This window comes from Pantoea sp. 9140, from assembly GCF_000745295.1.
Taxonomy (GTDB): domain Bacteria; phylum Pseudomonadota; class Gammaproteobacteria; order Enterobacterales; family Enterobacteriaceae; genus Pantoea; species Pantoea vagans.
Genome location: NZ_JQNO01000001.1, coordinates 2375233 through 2388989 on the forward strand (window position 1 = coordinate 2375233; position 13757 = coordinate 2388989).

The 13757-nt window shown below is 54.8% G+C and carries 14 protein-coding genes and 1 tRNA gene; 12 read left to right on the forward strand and 3 right to left on the reverse strand.

The genetic code is table 11. The annotated features are described in order from the left end of the window. The first annotated feature begins 189 nt into the window (after positions 1-189). On the forward strand, positions 190-2112 hold the full coding sequence (locus FA92_RS11190) for a methyl-accepting chemotaxis protein (protein WP_033783598.1): 1923 nt from the start codon (positions 190-192) through the stop codon (positions 2110-2112). Between the two features lie 338 nt (positions 2113-2450). On the opposite strand, the gene FA92_RS11195 is transcribed toward FA92_RS11190, so the two are convergent. Beyond that, entirely contained in the window at positions 2451-2711 is a 261-nt protein-coding gene (locus tag FA92_RS11195) for a hypothetical protein (RefSeq protein ID WP_033783599.1), read from the reverse strand. A gap of 200 nt (positions 2712-2911) precedes the next feature. Here FA92_RS11195 and FA92_RS23775 point away from each other — a divergent pair, with 200 nt between their 5' ends. Beyond that, complete coding sequence (locus tag FA92_RS23775) at positions 2912-3046, forward strand: hypothetical protein (protein ID WP_255359531.1); 135 nt, start codon at positions 2912-2914, stop codon at positions 3044-3046. A 72-nt stretch (positions 3047-3118) separates the two neighbouring features. Continuing rightward, a complete protein-coding gene (locus FA92_RS11200) occupies positions 3119-3817 on the forward strand; it encodes an RluA family pseudouridine synthase (protein WP_033783600.1) in 699 nt (232 codons plus the stop codon). 16 nt (positions 3818-3833) lie between these two features. Here the strand turns inward: FA92_RS11200 and FA92_RS11205 are convergent, their stop codons facing one another. Beyond that, on the reverse strand, positions 3834-4373 hold the full coding sequence (locus FA92_RS11205; RefSeq protein ID WP_033783601.1) for a DUF2058 domain-containing protein: 540 nt from the start codon (positions 4371-4373) through the stop codon (positions 3834-3836). A 139-nt stretch (positions 4374-4512) separates the two neighbouring features. Between FA92_RS11205 and FA92_RS11210 the strand changes: the two genes are divergently transcribed. The 3 genes from FA92_RS11210 to FA92_RS11220 all read left to right on the forward strand — a co-directional run bounded on the left by FA92_RS11210 (position 4513) and on the right by FA92_RS11220 (position 7454). Continuing rightward, a complete protein-coding gene (locus FA92_RS11210) occupies positions 4513-5145 on the forward strand; it encodes a TetR family transcriptional regulator (RefSeq protein ID WP_013358401.1) in 633 nt (210 codons plus the stop codon). Positions 5146-5228: 83 nt separating this feature from the next. After that, positions 5229-6611: a D-arabinono-1,4-lactone oxidase gene (locus FA92_RS11215; protein WP_033783602.1), complete on the forward strand. Its 1383-nt coding sequence runs from the start codon at positions 5229-5231 to the stop codon at positions 6609-6611. A gap of 12 nt (positions 6612-6623) precedes the next feature. Then, the gene (locus tag FA92_RS11220) at positions 6624-7454 is read left to right on the forward strand and encodes a glycosyltransferase family 8 protein (RefSeq protein ID WP_033733187.1); all 831 of its coding nucleotides are present in this window, start codon (positions 6624-6626) and stop codon (positions 7452-7454) included. A 94-nt stretch (positions 7455-7548) separates the two neighbouring features. On the opposite strand, the gene FA92_RS11225 is transcribed toward FA92_RS11220, so the two are convergent. Continuing rightward, complete coding sequence (locus FA92_RS11225; protein WP_033783603.1) at positions 7549-8670, reverse strand: Gfo/Idh/MocA family oxidoreductase; 1122 nt, start codon at positions 8668-8670, stop codon at positions 7549-7551. A 333-nt stretch (positions 8671-9003) separates the two neighbouring features. On the opposite strand from FA92_RS11225, the gene FA92_RS11230 reads away from it, so the two are divergent. The 6 genes from FA92_RS11230 (at position 9004) to FA92_RS11250 (ending at position 13597) form a co-directional block, all read left to right on the forward strand. After that, positions 9004-9079, forward strand: a tRNA-Asn gene (locus FA92_RS11230). 528 nt (positions 9080-9607) lie between these two features. Next, the gene (locus FA92_RS11235) at positions 9608-10741 is read left to right on the forward strand and encodes an LLM class flavin-dependent oxidoreductase (RefSeq protein WP_033783604.1); all 1134 of its coding nucleotides are present in this window, start codon (positions 9608-9610) and stop codon (positions 10739-10741) included. Further along, complete coding sequence (locus FA92_RS11240; protein WP_033783605.1) at positions 10738-11592, forward strand: ABC transporter substrate-binding protein; 855 nt, start codon at positions 10738-10740, stop codon at positions 11590-11592. Before FA92_RS11235 ends, FA92_RS11240 begins: the two co-directional genes overlap by 4 nt. Continuing rightward, the gene (locus FA92_RS11245) at positions 11589-12419 is read left to right on the forward strand and encodes an aliphatic sulfonate ABC transporter substrate-binding protein (protein WP_239780531.1); all 831 of its coding nucleotides are present in this window, start codon (positions 11589-11591) and stop codon (positions 12417-12419) included. The genes FA92_RS11240 and FA92_RS11245 overlap by 4 nt, the downstream gene beginning before the upstream one ends. Beyond that, positions 12346-12525: a hypothetical protein gene (locus tag FA92_RS23625; RefSeq protein ID WP_239780533.1), complete on the forward strand. Its 180-nt coding sequence runs from the start codon at positions 12346-12348 to the stop codon at positions 12523-12525. The genes FA92_RS11245 and FA92_RS23625 overlap by 74 nt, the downstream gene beginning before the upstream one ends. 22 nt (positions 12526-12547) lie before the next feature. After that, positions 12548-13597 carry an LLM class flavin-dependent oxidoreductase gene (locus tag FA92_RS11250; protein WP_033783606.1) on the forward strand — a complete coding sequence of 350 codons (1050 nt, stop codon included), beginning with the start codon at positions 12548-12550 and terminating at the stop codon, positions 13595-13597. Positions 13598-13757: the final 160 nt, after the last annotated feature.

Below are 13757 nucleotides of genomic sequence, written 5' to 3' on the forward strand. Positions count from 1 at the left end.
TTAAATTAAAAACATATCACTTAGCAGACAGATAATTACATCGTAAAACAATGGAGTTCTAATTAATAAGGATACTGAATAAATAATAAATAGCCTTAAAGTATTATCAGAAGCTGACGATAAAAAGATCAGGATTGAATTATTTGAATTTCTTTTGTCTGCTTTTGATTCTCAATAAAGGTGAACCTCATGGGCCTTGCTCAACGCATTTCCAGTATTAAAATCGGGAAAAAACTTGGCGTCGGTTTTATCGTCGTCATCGCGGCGTCTCTCGCCATAACCTTTATCGCTTTTGACTGTTTCCGCAGTATTAAAGACAACTCTGCACGCCGCACGACAACCGTGGAAATGGTAAATACGTTAAGCAAGGCACGTCTTAATCGCACGCTTTACCAGTACACCAAAAATCCTGAATTTGCCGCGAAGAACGTTCAGGCACTTAAGGAGCTGGATACCCTTTATCAAAGACTGAGTGGATTTAAGTGGGATGATGAAGGTCAGCAGAAAATTACGCTGATGGGCCAGTTACTTAATGATTATCAGAGTCAGCGCCAGAAGTTTGTGGCATCTGCGGAGGTAACATCTGCCGCCTTTGCTGCCATTAAACCGGGCGCGCTGATCGGTCTTGCTCATCAGTCTGAATTACTCGATATGGCTGTGGCACCCGACGCCGCGCTGCCGGTCATGAAACTGGCCGCCGCGCTGTTTGATGCCGCAAATATTGAAAAAGCGTTTCTTGATAAGCCAACAGCAGCCAGCAGAGATGCGGTTATTGAGGAGTACACCGCCATCAACACGCTGAGTGAGCAACTGGACAGTTTTAATCAGCCAGCGATCAATGCCGTTACGCAAAATGTCATCACGACCCTTGCGCAGCAGCGTCAGGCTTTGACGCAGTATGTTGATGCTTCAGAGAAAGAAAAGAGCGAATCTGCGGGCCTGACCGCAGCCGCAGAGCGGCTCAATGCGGCCGTTTCTGATACCTTTGCCTTCCAGTCCCGGTTGTCGGCTGAATTTATCAAACAGGCAGAGTGGCGCATCGCCTTTGCTGCGCTGATTTGTGTCGTCCTGAGCCTGCTGATCGCCTGGCGGATTACCCGCAACATTACGCTGCCATTGAAAGAGACGCTGAATGCAGCGCAGCGTATTGCCAGCGGTGATTTAACCACCTCACTGAATACCACCCGGGGTGATGAGCTGGGCCAGCTGATGCAGGCCGTCGATGCAATGAATCTCAGCCTGCAGAATATCATTACCAATGTGCGCGATGGCGTCAGCAGCGTGGCGCGTGCCTCGGCGGAGATTGCAGCAGGTAATACCGACCTTTCCTCCCGCACCGAACAGCAGTCTGCCGCCGTGGTTCAGACGGCTGCCAGCATGGAAGAGCTCTCATCTACGGTGAAACAGAATGCGGAAAATGCTCACCATGCCAGCCAGCTGGCAACCGATGCGTCGGTAAATGCCGGACGCGGTGGTGAGATTATCCGTGACGTTATCGTTACCATGAATAACATCAGCCAGAGTTCAGGCAAAATCGGCGAAATCATTCACGTCATCAACAGCATCTCCTTCCAGACCAATATTCTGGCATTAAATGCCGCAGTTGAAGCGGCACGCGCCGGTGAACAGGGTCGCGGCTTTGCGGTGGTGGCCGGTGAAGTCAGAAATCTGGCCCAGCGCAGTTCGCTGGCCGCCAAAGAGATTGAAACGCTGATTCGCAAGTCACTTGATCGGGTTCATGATGGTTCTGAGTTTGTGGAACGCGCCGGAAGCACCATGGATGATATTGTCCGCTCGGTCAGTCAGGTCAAAGACATCATGGGTGAGATTGCTGCCGCATCCGACGAGCAGAATCGCGGTATTTCCCAGATTGCGACAGCAATGGCCGAAATGGATACCACCACGCAGCAGAACGCCGCGCTGGTTGAAGAGTCTTCTGCCGCAGCCAGTTCCCTGGAAGCGCAGGCGGACGATCTGGAAAAAACGGTGGCGGTGTTCCGCTTATCAGCCGGGCAAAACAGCATCAGCCGGGCTGCACCTGCCCTGACACCGCGTTTAGTGCCTGCGATGCCGGTTAAAGCATCAGCAGAATCCAGCTGGGAAAGCTTCTGATACACCGCGCTGCTTCGATATAAGTGTCATGCGGATACAGCCAGCCTGATTTAATGAGGCTGGCTGAAGTACACATTCGCCACAGACAAAGCATCAGAATAATCACAAAAAAACCGGCGCGGGCGCATATTCGCCCGGGTCTGCTGATTGTTTCGGGTCCGGCAGGGTTGTGGCTTAGAAGGCTTTTAAGATGGGTATCAAATCGCGGTGGCAGGAGAAGTGTCATCCATGACAGTTTCTCCGGCCGGTGTACGCTTTCGCGCAACCGATGAGGTCGTCCGCTTCGTCGTTTTCCGGCCGGAGCCGGACTACGTCCACTGGCGTCAGTTCATTTACTGCTAGTTCAGTTCTTCGTTCAGGCTTGCAAGAGTCTGCAGGTACGGCACCTGCTGTTGGGCAACCGACGGTGACTTAAAACTACTCAGCCAGTGCCTGGCTTCGGAGATTTGCGTCAGCCTATCGGTGTTGCTTTCAGATTTCGCCATGTAACCCAGCTGAGTAAAGAGTGATGCGATACTGATTTCTTTCTCACCCAGGGCAAGGCTTAGCGCCGCTTCGCCAATAATGACGTGGCCTTTCTCGTCGTTTTGAAATAACACAGAAAATCCTCCATTAGGTACGAATTGATGACAACCTCACCAGAGACTGTAGTCGTAAAAACAAGACCTGCCCGAATAAATCACTAAAAATCTCGCAACCTGCTGATCGAATACACTTAATGTTTTTTTCCGGATTGTTCTGTTTGTCTCTGCCGTCCATCCTGCCAGACTGGCTGGCCTTATCAGCAACGGATGCACCTATGAAACTCTCTGTTCTTCTCACGTTGTTAGCCGCAACGGTATACCTGGTGTTTGCTGCCCATGGTGGATTCGGCACGCATCAGGCCAGCTTGTCGCTTTCCACTCAAAGCGGTGAAACGGTCACGGAAGAATAAGGGGGAAGTCCGGCGTCGTCAGTGCACCGGCAATCGGTTATGATCCCCTGCCATTCTGCTGCCGGTTGCCCGATGTCTGCCATTATCGATACGTTTATCGCCCCGCCCTGTTTTGATGAGATCACTCTCCTGTTTCAGGACGATCATCTGCTGGTGATCAACAAACCCAGCGGGCTGCTGAGCCTGTCAGGTAAAAATCCGCAAAACCTCGATTCAGTGCATCATCGGCTGGTAAAACGTTTTCCAGGCTGCACGCTGGTTCATCGGCTCGATTTTGGCACCTCCGGGCTGATGGTGGTGGCTCGTAACAAAGCCATTAACGCCGCACTTTGTCAGCAGTTCAGCCAGCGCACGGTGAGCAAAACCTATCAGGCACTGCTGTGCGGACACCTTGCCGATGATGAAGGCGTGATTGACGCCGCGATAGCCAAAGATCCGGCGCTGTTTCCCCGGATGGTGATATGCGCCACTCAGGGCAAGCCCGCACGCTCACGCTATCGGGTCACTGAGCGCAGTTTTTACCGGAGAAAAGAGGGAAAGGAATTGCCGGTTACGCGGGTTGAGCTGACACCAGAAACCGGACGCACCCATCAGCTACGCATTCACTGTCAGCAACTGGGTCACCCGATTCTGGGCTGTGATCTTTACGGCGGGCTGGTGCTGCCGGGCGCTGAGCAGGCAGAGAGGCTGATGCTGCACGCCAGCGGATTAACGTTTGTTCATCCTGTCAGCGGCGAGACACTGCACCTCTCTGCCGCCAGTCCCTTCTGACTGCATCAGCACGCGGTTACCACATCAGATCATCCGGCACTTTGAAGTCTGCATAAGGATCATCTTCGTCCTGCGCTTCTTCGCTCAGCGCGCTGTTTAAGACAATGGCGCTGGCATCACGCTGGGCAATTTTATCCGCCACGCTGGCCGGGATGATGGCGTACTGGCTCTCGCCACTTTTGTCAGCAGTCAGGCGGGCAATGGCAAGACGACCATTGATCAGCTGAGCCTGCGTCGGCTTATCCACCATGATTTTTTTAATCAGGTTGTTGTCGGTGAAGTTGAAGCTGATGTCGCCTCGCGCCACGTCGATTTTGTTCATTTCAATCAGCTGTTTGACCTGCGCTTTGTACTCTTTCGACAGCACAGCCAGCTTCTGCTGCTCATTCAGCTGCTTATCCCGCTCAAGCTGCGCTTTTTTATTGTCCTCTACCGCCGCTCTGGCTTCGCGCGCCTGAACCCGGGATTTCTTCGCGGTACGCTGAACCTTATCCATTTTTTTGCTGGATACTAAGCCCGCTTTCAGCATCTGCTCTTGCAAGGTGAGTTTTGTCATTGTCATCTCTGAACCTGTGAAATTTTGTCCGGGATTATACCTGTAATCTTTCGGGCTGTGCCAGGCTGACGCCGCGATTGCGGGTTACGCCTCAACACTGTGCTAACATTCCCCGGTCAAAATCACCTTATTGAGCACCATGTCAGAGCTAACAAAACGTAAAAATGACCCTGAAGGGCTGAAAAAACGCATCATCGCAGGCGCACTGAAAACCTTCGCTGAATTTGGTATGCAGGGTGCCAGGCTGGAGCAGATTGCTGAGCATGCGCAAACCACGAAACGCATGGTGGTCTATCACTTTGGCAGTAAAGAGCAGCTTTATATCGCCGTGCTTGAGCGGGTTTATCAGCAGATACGTCAGCATGAAACCGGCCTGAACCTGGCGTCGATGGCGCCGGAACTGGCCATGACCCGGCTGGTGGAAGCCAGCTTTGATTACCATGTCGAGCATCCCGATTTTATCCGGCTGGTCTGCAGTGAGAACCTGCTGCGCGGTCGCTACATCACCCAGTCGCCGCAGATTAAAGCGCTGAACCGCAGCGCGCTGGATCTGCTGGATGACATCCTGGCGCGCGGCCAGCAGCAGGGTGTGTTTACTGGCGATGTACAGACCATCGATGTTCATCGCCTGATCAGCAGTATCTGCGTTCATCACGTCTCAAACCGCTACACCTTCAACGCCCTGTTCAGTCCTGACAACAGTGAAGCCGAGAGTATCCGCCGCAATCGTCAACTCGCTGTTACCGCAACGTTACGCTACATCCGCAAATAAATGCCCGCAATCCGGGCTCCGCTTACTCATGGTCTACGCTTAGTAAACATTTGTCATAAAACCGCTATAAAAGGAATGCTGTTGTGAGCAGAGACGCACGCCTCTATCCGCTTCGCCAGACCCATATTGAACCCGATGATGATGCGCTGTGGAACTGGGCGCAGAACGCGCAAATCGGCAGCCGTCAGCAGGTTCAGCGTCCCGCCAGTGAAGCGGAATTGCAGAAACTGATCCGCGAATCACGCGGCAGGATCCGGGTGATCGGCAGCAAGCTGTCACCTGGCCGGATGCTGCATGTCGCTGAAGACGATCTGTTGCTGGATCTCAGCGCTCTGCGCGGTCTGATAGCCAGTGATGAGCAGAGCGTAACCTTTGGTGGCGCGACCCCGCTTGAGCAGGTTTATCACAGTCTGACCGACATGAATCGCATGCTGGCCTCATCGCCAGGCGTGATTGCGATTCAGACGCTGGCGGGCGCAATGGCGACCGGCACGCACGGTCAGGGTTTGCAGCAGAGTTCGATTGCCGATGAAGCGCTGGCGATACGCATGGTGCTGGCCGACGGCAGCGTGCGTGAGTTTGTCCGCGGCGACGCTGACTTTCCGGCGGCGCAGGTCTCTTTGGGTGCGCTGGGCATTGTCACCGCCGTCACCCTGCGTACCCAGCCGTTTAAGATCTTCACCTGCCACAAAAATGCTGTTTCTGCCGATACGCTGGAAGAAGATCTGCTGCGCTGGAACAACGACTATCCGCTGAGCAAAGCCTGGTGGTTTGTTGATGACAACCTGATGCACGTCTGGAACGCCCATGAGGCGAGTGACGAAGAGCGTCAGCGTTACGAAGCGCAGGGTCGTCAGGTGGTGGAACATGAGGGTGAAGCTGACGACAGTCTCAATGACACCATCGACCAGACGCTGGCGCATATGCATCGCGACACGCAGATTCAGGGCAAAGGCGGCAAGCAGTTTCGTACCGTCACCCGCTTTCGCGACTTTACCGATGTTACCGGTGACATCTACCAGCTCTTCTGTCGCGGCATTGCGGTGCCACAGATTAATGTGGAAATCGGCGTGCCGCTGGCAAAAACCCCGGCCATCATCCGCCGGATTAAGGCGTGGTATGCAGAGAACCGTCCGCATATGCACTACCCAATTATCCTGCGCTGCACCGGCGCGTCCTCAGCCTGGCTCAGTCCGGCCGCTGACCAGCCAACCTGCTTCTTCGGCTTTGTGGTCTATTACGCCGACGATGGCTCGCTGTCACAGGAAGGCCTGCACTTCCTGACCGAAGTGGAGAAACTGCTGGCTGAAGAGGGTGGACGCCCGCACTGGGGCAAGTATTACGATGAAGAACGCTACAACTGGCGTGAGATCTATCCGCAGTGGGACGCCTTCCGCGCCCTGCGCCACCAGCTCGACCCGCAGGGCCGGTTGGGGAACGACTACATCACGCCACTTTTTGACTGATTGAGGAACGCTATGTTTGCCTGGGTAACACTGTTAACACAACCCGACTATCTGGTGGGCGTCAAAGCGCTGCACCGTTCGCTGCAGGAGAGCCACAGCCAGTGGCCGCTGGTGGTGATGACCACGCCAGCCATTTCTGATGCTGACTGTCAGATTTTGCAGGATGAAGGCTGTGTGATTAAACCGGTCGACCCACTCTATCCGCGCGCCGATCTGGCTCAGCATTACGCCTCGGCGCAGTTTGGCGAGGTCTGGACCAAGCTGCGTGCCTGGCAGCTTACCGATTATGAGCGCGTAGTGTTTCTGGATGCCGATATGCTGGTGCTGCAGAACATGGATGAGCTGTTTACCCTGGATCTGGGCGATAATCCGCTGGCGGCCTGTCACGCCTGCCGCTGTAATCCCAACCAGATCGCCTCTTATCCGCCGGAGTGGCAGCCAGAGCAGTGTCACTATACCTGGCAGGCACGCGGTGAGCAGGCTCCGGAGAGCGTTGACTACTACCTGAACGGCGGTTTTCTGGTACTGAAGCCTGACAATGCGGTGTTCGATATGCTTGAGAAGCGCATTGCCGCGATTGATGATCTCAGCGCCTATCCCTTCTCCGAGCAGGATCTGCTGAATGAAGTGTTTGCCGAACGCTGGAAGCCGCTCTCTTATATCTACAATGCGTTAAAAACGCTGCCGTTCCAGCACAGCGGCCTGTGGCAGGGTGATGAGGTGAAGAATCTGCACTATATTCTGGCGAAGCCGTGGAAGCGCGATCTCAACCAACCCGAAAGTGATCGCGATCGCTTCTATGCGCTGGATAAGCTGTGGTGGGAAAAAAGCGGTCTGATCTGACTGTATACGGGCGGGATACTCCCGCCCTTCCCGCCTGTTCATTCAACCTTGTAACCTGCCACTTCGCCAAATCCTCTCTTACTCAGATTCTGTCTTACACCTCGACCCAGCGGCGCTGCTCAGCGGAGTGTGCAATCGCTTCCAGCACCTTCTGCACCTGCAATCCCTCGGCAAAATCGGGCCACATGCGATCGCCGGCTGCGATGCCGTTAACCAGGTCGCGGATCTCCACCGTTTTTTGATCGTTAAACCCGATGCCGTGCCCGGCAGAGACACAGAAGTTCGCGTAGTCAGGATGGGCCGGTCCGGTCAGGATCGTTTTAAATCCCTGTCGCCCGGCAGGTTCGTCATGCAGATAAAGCTCCAGTTCCGCCATGCGCTCCTGGGTGTAACGCAGCGTGCCTTTGGTGCCGGTGACAACATAGGTCAGGCCCATTTTTGCGCCACAGGCAATGCGTGAGGTTTCAATCACGCCGTGTGCACCATTACGGAAGCGCAGCAGCGCGCTGGCCTGATCTTCGTTTTCAACCGGTAACTGCCGCGCAGGCTCTTTCGGGTCGGGCCGTGAAGTGATCACCGTCATCATATCGCCACTCACCTCAGCAATATTGCCGACCAGATAGTGCGCCATATTGACGATGTGCGCCGCCAGATCGCCCAGCGCACCAAGGCCTGCCAGCGCTTTCTGGCAGTGCCAGTCGAGCGGCGTCTCCGGTCTGGCGAGGTAATCCTCGTTATGGGTGCCGTAGAAATGCACCACGTCGCCAATCTCGCCTCTGGCAATAATCTCTTTTGCCAGCTGGCTGGTCGGGTTTTTCATGTAGTTGAAGCCAACAAGGGTTTTCACCCCTGCCGCCTCAGCAGCTGCCACCATCTCCTGCGCATCCGCCACGCTTAACGACAGCGGCTTTTCTGAATAGACGTGCTTGCCGTGGCGTATCGCCTCCAGCGCCATCTCTTTATGCAGGAAGTTGGGTGCGCAGATATCTACCACATCAATCGCCGGATCGCTGACCAGCGCGCGCCAGTCGCCGGTGGAGCGCGCGAAACCAAAGGTTGCCGCCTGACGCGCCGCCAGCTCAGGATTCACTTCGGCCAGCATCTCCCGCACGATTTCGCCTTTCAGCGCGAATACAGTGGGGGCCTGGGCATAGGCTATTGCGTGGCAGCGCCCGATATAGCCGCTGCCAATCATGCCGATTCTGACTTTGTTCATTTCAACTCCGGATATTCAGTTCAGGGTTGAAATGGAATCTACGTTTCATATTTGTTGCTGACAAAGTCAGAATTGAGACTTTGTGACGCCTGTAAAAAACTATCCGGTTAAATCATGCGTAGTGCGGTCTGACAAGGGCTTTGCCGCATCATAACACCTCATAAACACCTCAGTCTGACGTGCCTCTTTTTAGCGCAGGAAGCCGCTGAGATGACCATTCATTCATGGCCCGAATCGCTATTGTGGTGACTATTTCAGCAGTCGCACAGATTTGTGAAAAAGAGCTTTGACATGATCCGGCGTGGCCGTTACTATGCGCCCCGTTCAAACGATTCCTCTGTAGTTCAGTCGGTAGAACGGCGGACTGTTAATCCGTATGTCACTGGTTCGAGTCCAGTCAGAGGAGCCAAATTCGAGAAGCCCGCTCAGGAAACTGAGCGGGCTTTTTGCTTTTCTGACGTCTGTTCAAATGTTCCACAACAAATATTCAATGACAGACAACGCCACAGAGAATAACTCACAGGGAAAGCAATCAGCGACACGTCATCGTTCCCTTATCAGGCCAAGCCTGTTTCTCTTTAATAAACTCTGATTGTGATGATGCCAGCCTGAAATGGGCAAGCGGGTAACTGATACCAACCCCGGACCACATAGCCTGACAAAAAAGCGCCATCACTATCTCCTGCCAATGATATCCACCTGCTGATGCGTATTTAACGCCGTAAAGCGTCAAAATATGAAATGAAAGCGAATCACTGTTAATAACGGATAAATAACGGCCCAGCAGGGTCGCGTTTATTTTAACAACCTTCCTAACCCGGCTTGATAAATAACCTTAAGCCTGGATATAGATAAACTTTGCCATAATTAGTATTTCCCCTCGCAATAACCCTTTGTTATTCCTTTGGTTCCTGTTTGTATTACTTTGAGAACCACCGTGGAAATTTACTGGTATCTGACCGCGCCAGACGGTCATCAACCCTGGGCCGCCTCCGGCAGCCGGCAGGTCAACTACGCCTATTTCCAGCAGGTCGCCCGTGCGGTTGATCATCTGGGTTTTACCGGCGCGCTGCTGGCGACCGGTGCCCATGACCCCTGGATTCTGGGGGCGTCACTCATTCCCTATACCGAACGCATGAAGTTCCTGATTGCTATCCAGCCGGGTCTGATCTCACCCACCCTGCTTGCCAAAATGGCCGTGACGTTTAACCAGTTTTCGAAAGGCCGGGTGCTGCTCAACGTGGTCAGCGGTGATAAAAACACGCTGGGCGCTTACGGCATGCACCTGGATCACGATGCCCGATATGACCTTAGTGACGAATTTTTGCAGGTATTACGTCCCCTGCTCAATCAGGAAAATGTCAGCTTCAAAGGGGAACACCTGGATATTGAGAACGCCAGGCTGGCATTGAGCAATGGCGGATATCCCCCGCCACCGCTGTGGTTTGGTGGCTCCTCTGAAGCGGCACAGGAAGTCGCGGCAAAGCACATCGACACCTATCTTTCGTGGGGAGAGACGCCCCCACAGGCCGCAGAGAAAATCGCCCAGGTGAAAGCCAGAGCCGATAAACACCATCGCCAGTTACGCTACGGCATTCGTCTTTATGTGATCGTGCGCGAAACCGATGAGCTTGCGTGGCAGGCGGTAGACGCGCTTTATGCCTCGATGGACGACAGCGCCATTGCCGCCCGGCAGCACCTGGCCCGCGGTTCAGACTCAATAGGCCAGTCCCGTATGAGTGCCCTGCACAATGATCAGAAACCCGCCGATCCGCGCGAGCTGGAGATCTACCCTGGACTGTGGGCGGGCATAGGCCTGGTGCGTCCCGGGCCTGGCACCGCTATCGTCGGCAGTCCGGAAACGGTCGAACGGACCCTGCGAGCCTATCAGCAGGCGGGGGTTGAGGTGTTTATCCTGTCCGGTTTCCCCTTGCTTGAGGAAGCCTATCGCTTTAGCGAACTGGTGATGCCACGACTGTCGCTCACCCCGCCGGATGACGCGGCAAAGAATACCTTTACCTGGGGAAATCTGTGGGATCGTCCGGTCGGAAGTGGAGATCCAGCACAATGAAAATCCGTCTGGGAAGCCATCCCAGTAATCTCTCGCTGTTTATTCTGCGCCATCGCGATGTCATCGAACCTGCCGCCAGAGACCGGGGCTGGCAGCTGGAATGGTTCGACTATACCCAGGGCGCACGCAGCGGCGAGTGGCTGGCTGATGAACAGGTCGATGTGGTTGGCACCGGGTCAACCCCGCCGATAAGTGCGCAGGCCACCGGGCTGGACGTCGCTTATCTCGCCAGCTCGCCGCCACGTAATAACAACTGCGCGTTGCTGACATTGCAAAGCAACGCTATCTCCTCGCTGCGTGGTAAGCGACTGACGGGCATGCCCGGTTCTTTCACCGATCATTTTCTGGCGCGTCTGCTGCAAAAACAGAACCTGCGCCGCACCGATGTCACCCTGCTGGACCTGCAGGGGCAGGATGCCATGACTGCGTTACGCAATGGCGACATTGATGGCTGGCTGGCGATCGATCCCTGGCTGACTCGCGCGTTACAGATAAAGGATGTCGTTGCGCGCTCCACCGTCGGCGATGAAATCATTAACCGTTCACTGTTCTGGACGCGTGCCGCCTGGCAACAACGTTACCCCGAAGTCGCAGCCTGGGTCGTGAAACAGTTGCGCGTAAATGATGCCTGGATTGAGCAGCATCCGGTAGCCGCCGCGCAGATTCTTGCCGACAAACTCAACCCGGCCATCCTGCCTGATGAGTGGCTGAAAACAATACGCGGGCGTCCCTGGGGTATCACCCCAGCCAGTGACGCTCTGTTAGCCGAACAGCAGCAGCAGGCTGACGATCTTTTTGCCGTGGGTTTCATCCCGATGGCTTTATCCCTGAACGCCAGGAGACAGATATGACCCGCTGGATACCCCGTACCGCTGTTGCTGCACTGATACTGTGTGCCGGAATGGCCATGGCGACTGAACCGCTCACGCTGCGCATTGGTTTTCTGCGAGGCCCCACGGACTTAGCGCTGGCTAAAGAGAAAGGAACGCTGGAAAAAGCGCTGGCCGCGCATCAGGTGAACGTCGTCTGGTCGGGCCCGTTTGCGGCTGCCGCCCCGGCTTATGAAGCGTTAAATGCCGGTTCAATTGACATGACCACCGGCAGCTCCACAGCGTTTGTTACCGCCATCGCTGCGGGTTTGCCGTTGCGTTTCTTTGCTTATCAGGCCATGCCCGGTGAAGGTGAAGGGATTGTGGTACGCAATAGCAGTGATATCCATTCGTTGCAGGATCTGCGCGGCAAAAAGGTGGCGGTGAATAAAGGCGGGACAGGCGAGTATCTGCTCTCACGCGCGCTGGATCGTGCCGGGATTCCGGAGCAGGAGGTGACCAAAGTTTATCTCAGTCCTTCCGACACCGGTACAGCATTTGTGGGAGGACATGTCGATGCCTGGGCGACCTGGGATCCCTTCCTCTCTCTGGCCATACAGAATTATGACGCCCGCCAGCTGAGTACGGGCCAGCAGATTGGTTCGGAAAATGCAGCAGGTTATTTCGTCAGCGAAGCGTTTTATCAGGCGCACCCTGAAGTGCTTAACTGGGTTTATGACGTATTGCAGCAAGAGAACCACTGGGCTAAAGCCCATCCGCTTGAGGCAGGTAAAGATGGGGCAGCAGGGAAGCACACTGGCGGCACTGCTGGGCAAGGTCAACACCTTTCCCATCACGCCGGTCGATGACGCCGCGATAATCCATATCGGGCATATAGCCGACTGGTATCAGCAACAGGGTCTGATCGCCAGCCATCCGGATATTCGCCAGCATGTCGTCACGCTGACGCCTTAAGCCCCGGGATGAGTAAAACAGAATGACGCAACCGGCTATCTCGCATATCTCGTTTCTGACACCGGGGAATTATCCTGATGACGCTCCGCTTCAGGGTCTTGAACAGACGTTACAGCTGTTCGAACGCGGTGAACAGCTGGGTTTTAATGGTGCCTGGGTACGCCAGCGACATCTGGAACATGGCGTATCGTCAGCCAGCACCTTTCTCGCCGCCGCCACGCAACGTACCCGCCAGATAGAACTGGGCAGCGCCGTAATTCAGATGGGTTATGAGAGTCCATTTCGTCTGGCCGAAGACCTGGCGACAGTGGATATTCTCGCCAGGGGACGGTTGAATGTCGGCCTGAGCGCAGGCGCACCCAATCATCTTGAGTTAATCGGTCATTCTGTCTGGGGTGATGCCTGGCAGCAGCAGGATTTTTCTTACCAGCGCGTCCTGACTCTGCGCGATAACCTGAGTGGCCGCTTCTTCGGTGATGACAATACGGTCATTCTCTCACCCGGCAATACGCAACGCCCGCGTGTTCAGCCCTTTGCAGCCGGTCTGGTCGACAGATTGTGGTACGGCGGAGGATCACTTCGCTCGGCGCGCTGGGCAGGCAGCCACGGGTTTAATCTGCTCGCGGGCAATCTCACCTCCGGTGAAGAAACGGATGATTTTTACCAGGCACAGCGGACACTAATCCAGCTGTATCGTGAAAATCTCACGGCTGCCGGTCGGCGTGCGGCGCGCATCGCCCTGGGACGCGTCATCATTCCCACCGACAGTGCGGATGCCACCACCCGCAGACATTATCAGCAGTTTGCCGCCAGCCGCTACCCACGCACTCTGGCACCCCAGGGCTCCCGACGCACCCTGTTCTCTCAGGATATCGTGGGCAGTGCGGAGCAGATTCTCGAACGGCTGTTTCACGATCCCGTCTTACGTCTGGTGAATGAGCTGAGAATTGAACTGCCTTATGAATTGCATTATGCGGAGTACAGCCAGATTATCAGCGATTTTGCGACGCTGATTGCGCCGGAGTTGGGCTGGACAGCACTGCCGCATGTCTCACACGTTGGGCCCGAATGAAATCCACAATGACAGTCAGCGGTAAATATCCTTACCGCGGCATTCCGTTTTAACGCGTTAAAAATAGCGCAGACGTCCGGATTCGTAACCGATCTTTTTAATGTGCCGTAACGTTGATCTGAGTCGCATTCTTATAATAAAGACAATTATTCCCAAGCTT

Coding starts and splice junctions, on each gene's coding strand:
- FA92_RS11245 (WP_239780531.1), top strand. CDS start 11,589: ATGACCCGCTGGATACCCCGTACCGCTGTTGCTGCACTGATACTGTGT.
- FA92_RS11225 (WP_033783603.1), bottom strand. CDS start 8,670: ATGAACAAAGTCAGAATCGGCATGATTGGCAGCGGCTATATCGGGCGC.
- FA92_RS11205 (WP_033783601.1), bottom strand. CDS start 4,373: ATGACAAAACTCACCTTGCAAGAGCAGATGCTGAAAGCGGGCTTAGTA.
- FA92_RS11190 (WP_033783598.1), top strand. CDS start 190: ATGGGCCTTGCTCAACGCATTTCCAGTATTAAAATCGGGAAAAAACTT.
- FA92_RS11250 (WP_033783606.1), top strand. CDS start 12,548: ATGACGCAACCGGCTATCTCGCATATCTCGTTTCTGACACCGGGGAAT.
- FA92_RS11210 (WP_013358401.1), top strand. CDS start 4,513: ATGTCAGAGCTAACAAAACGTAAAAATGACCCTGAAGGGCTGAAAAAA.
- FA92_RS11220 (WP_033733187.1), top strand. CDS start 6,624: ATGTTTGCCTGGGTAACACTGTTAACACAACCCGACTATCTGGTGGGC.
- FA92_RS11200 (WP_033783600.1), top strand. CDS start 3,119: ATGTCTGCCATTATCGATACGTTTATCGCCCCGCCCTGTTTTGATGAG.
- FA92_RS11240 (WP_033783605.1), top strand. CDS start 10,738: ATGAAAATCCGTCTGGGAAGCCATCCCAGTAATCTCTCGCTGTTTATT.
- FA92_RS23625 (WP_239780533.1), top strand. CDS start 12,346: ATGGGGCAGCAGGGAAGCACACTGGCGGCACTGCTGGGCAAGGTCAAC.
- FA92_RS23775 (WP_255359531.1), top strand. CDS start 2,912: ATGAAACTCTCTGTTCTTCTCACGTTGTTAGCCGCAACGGTATACCTG.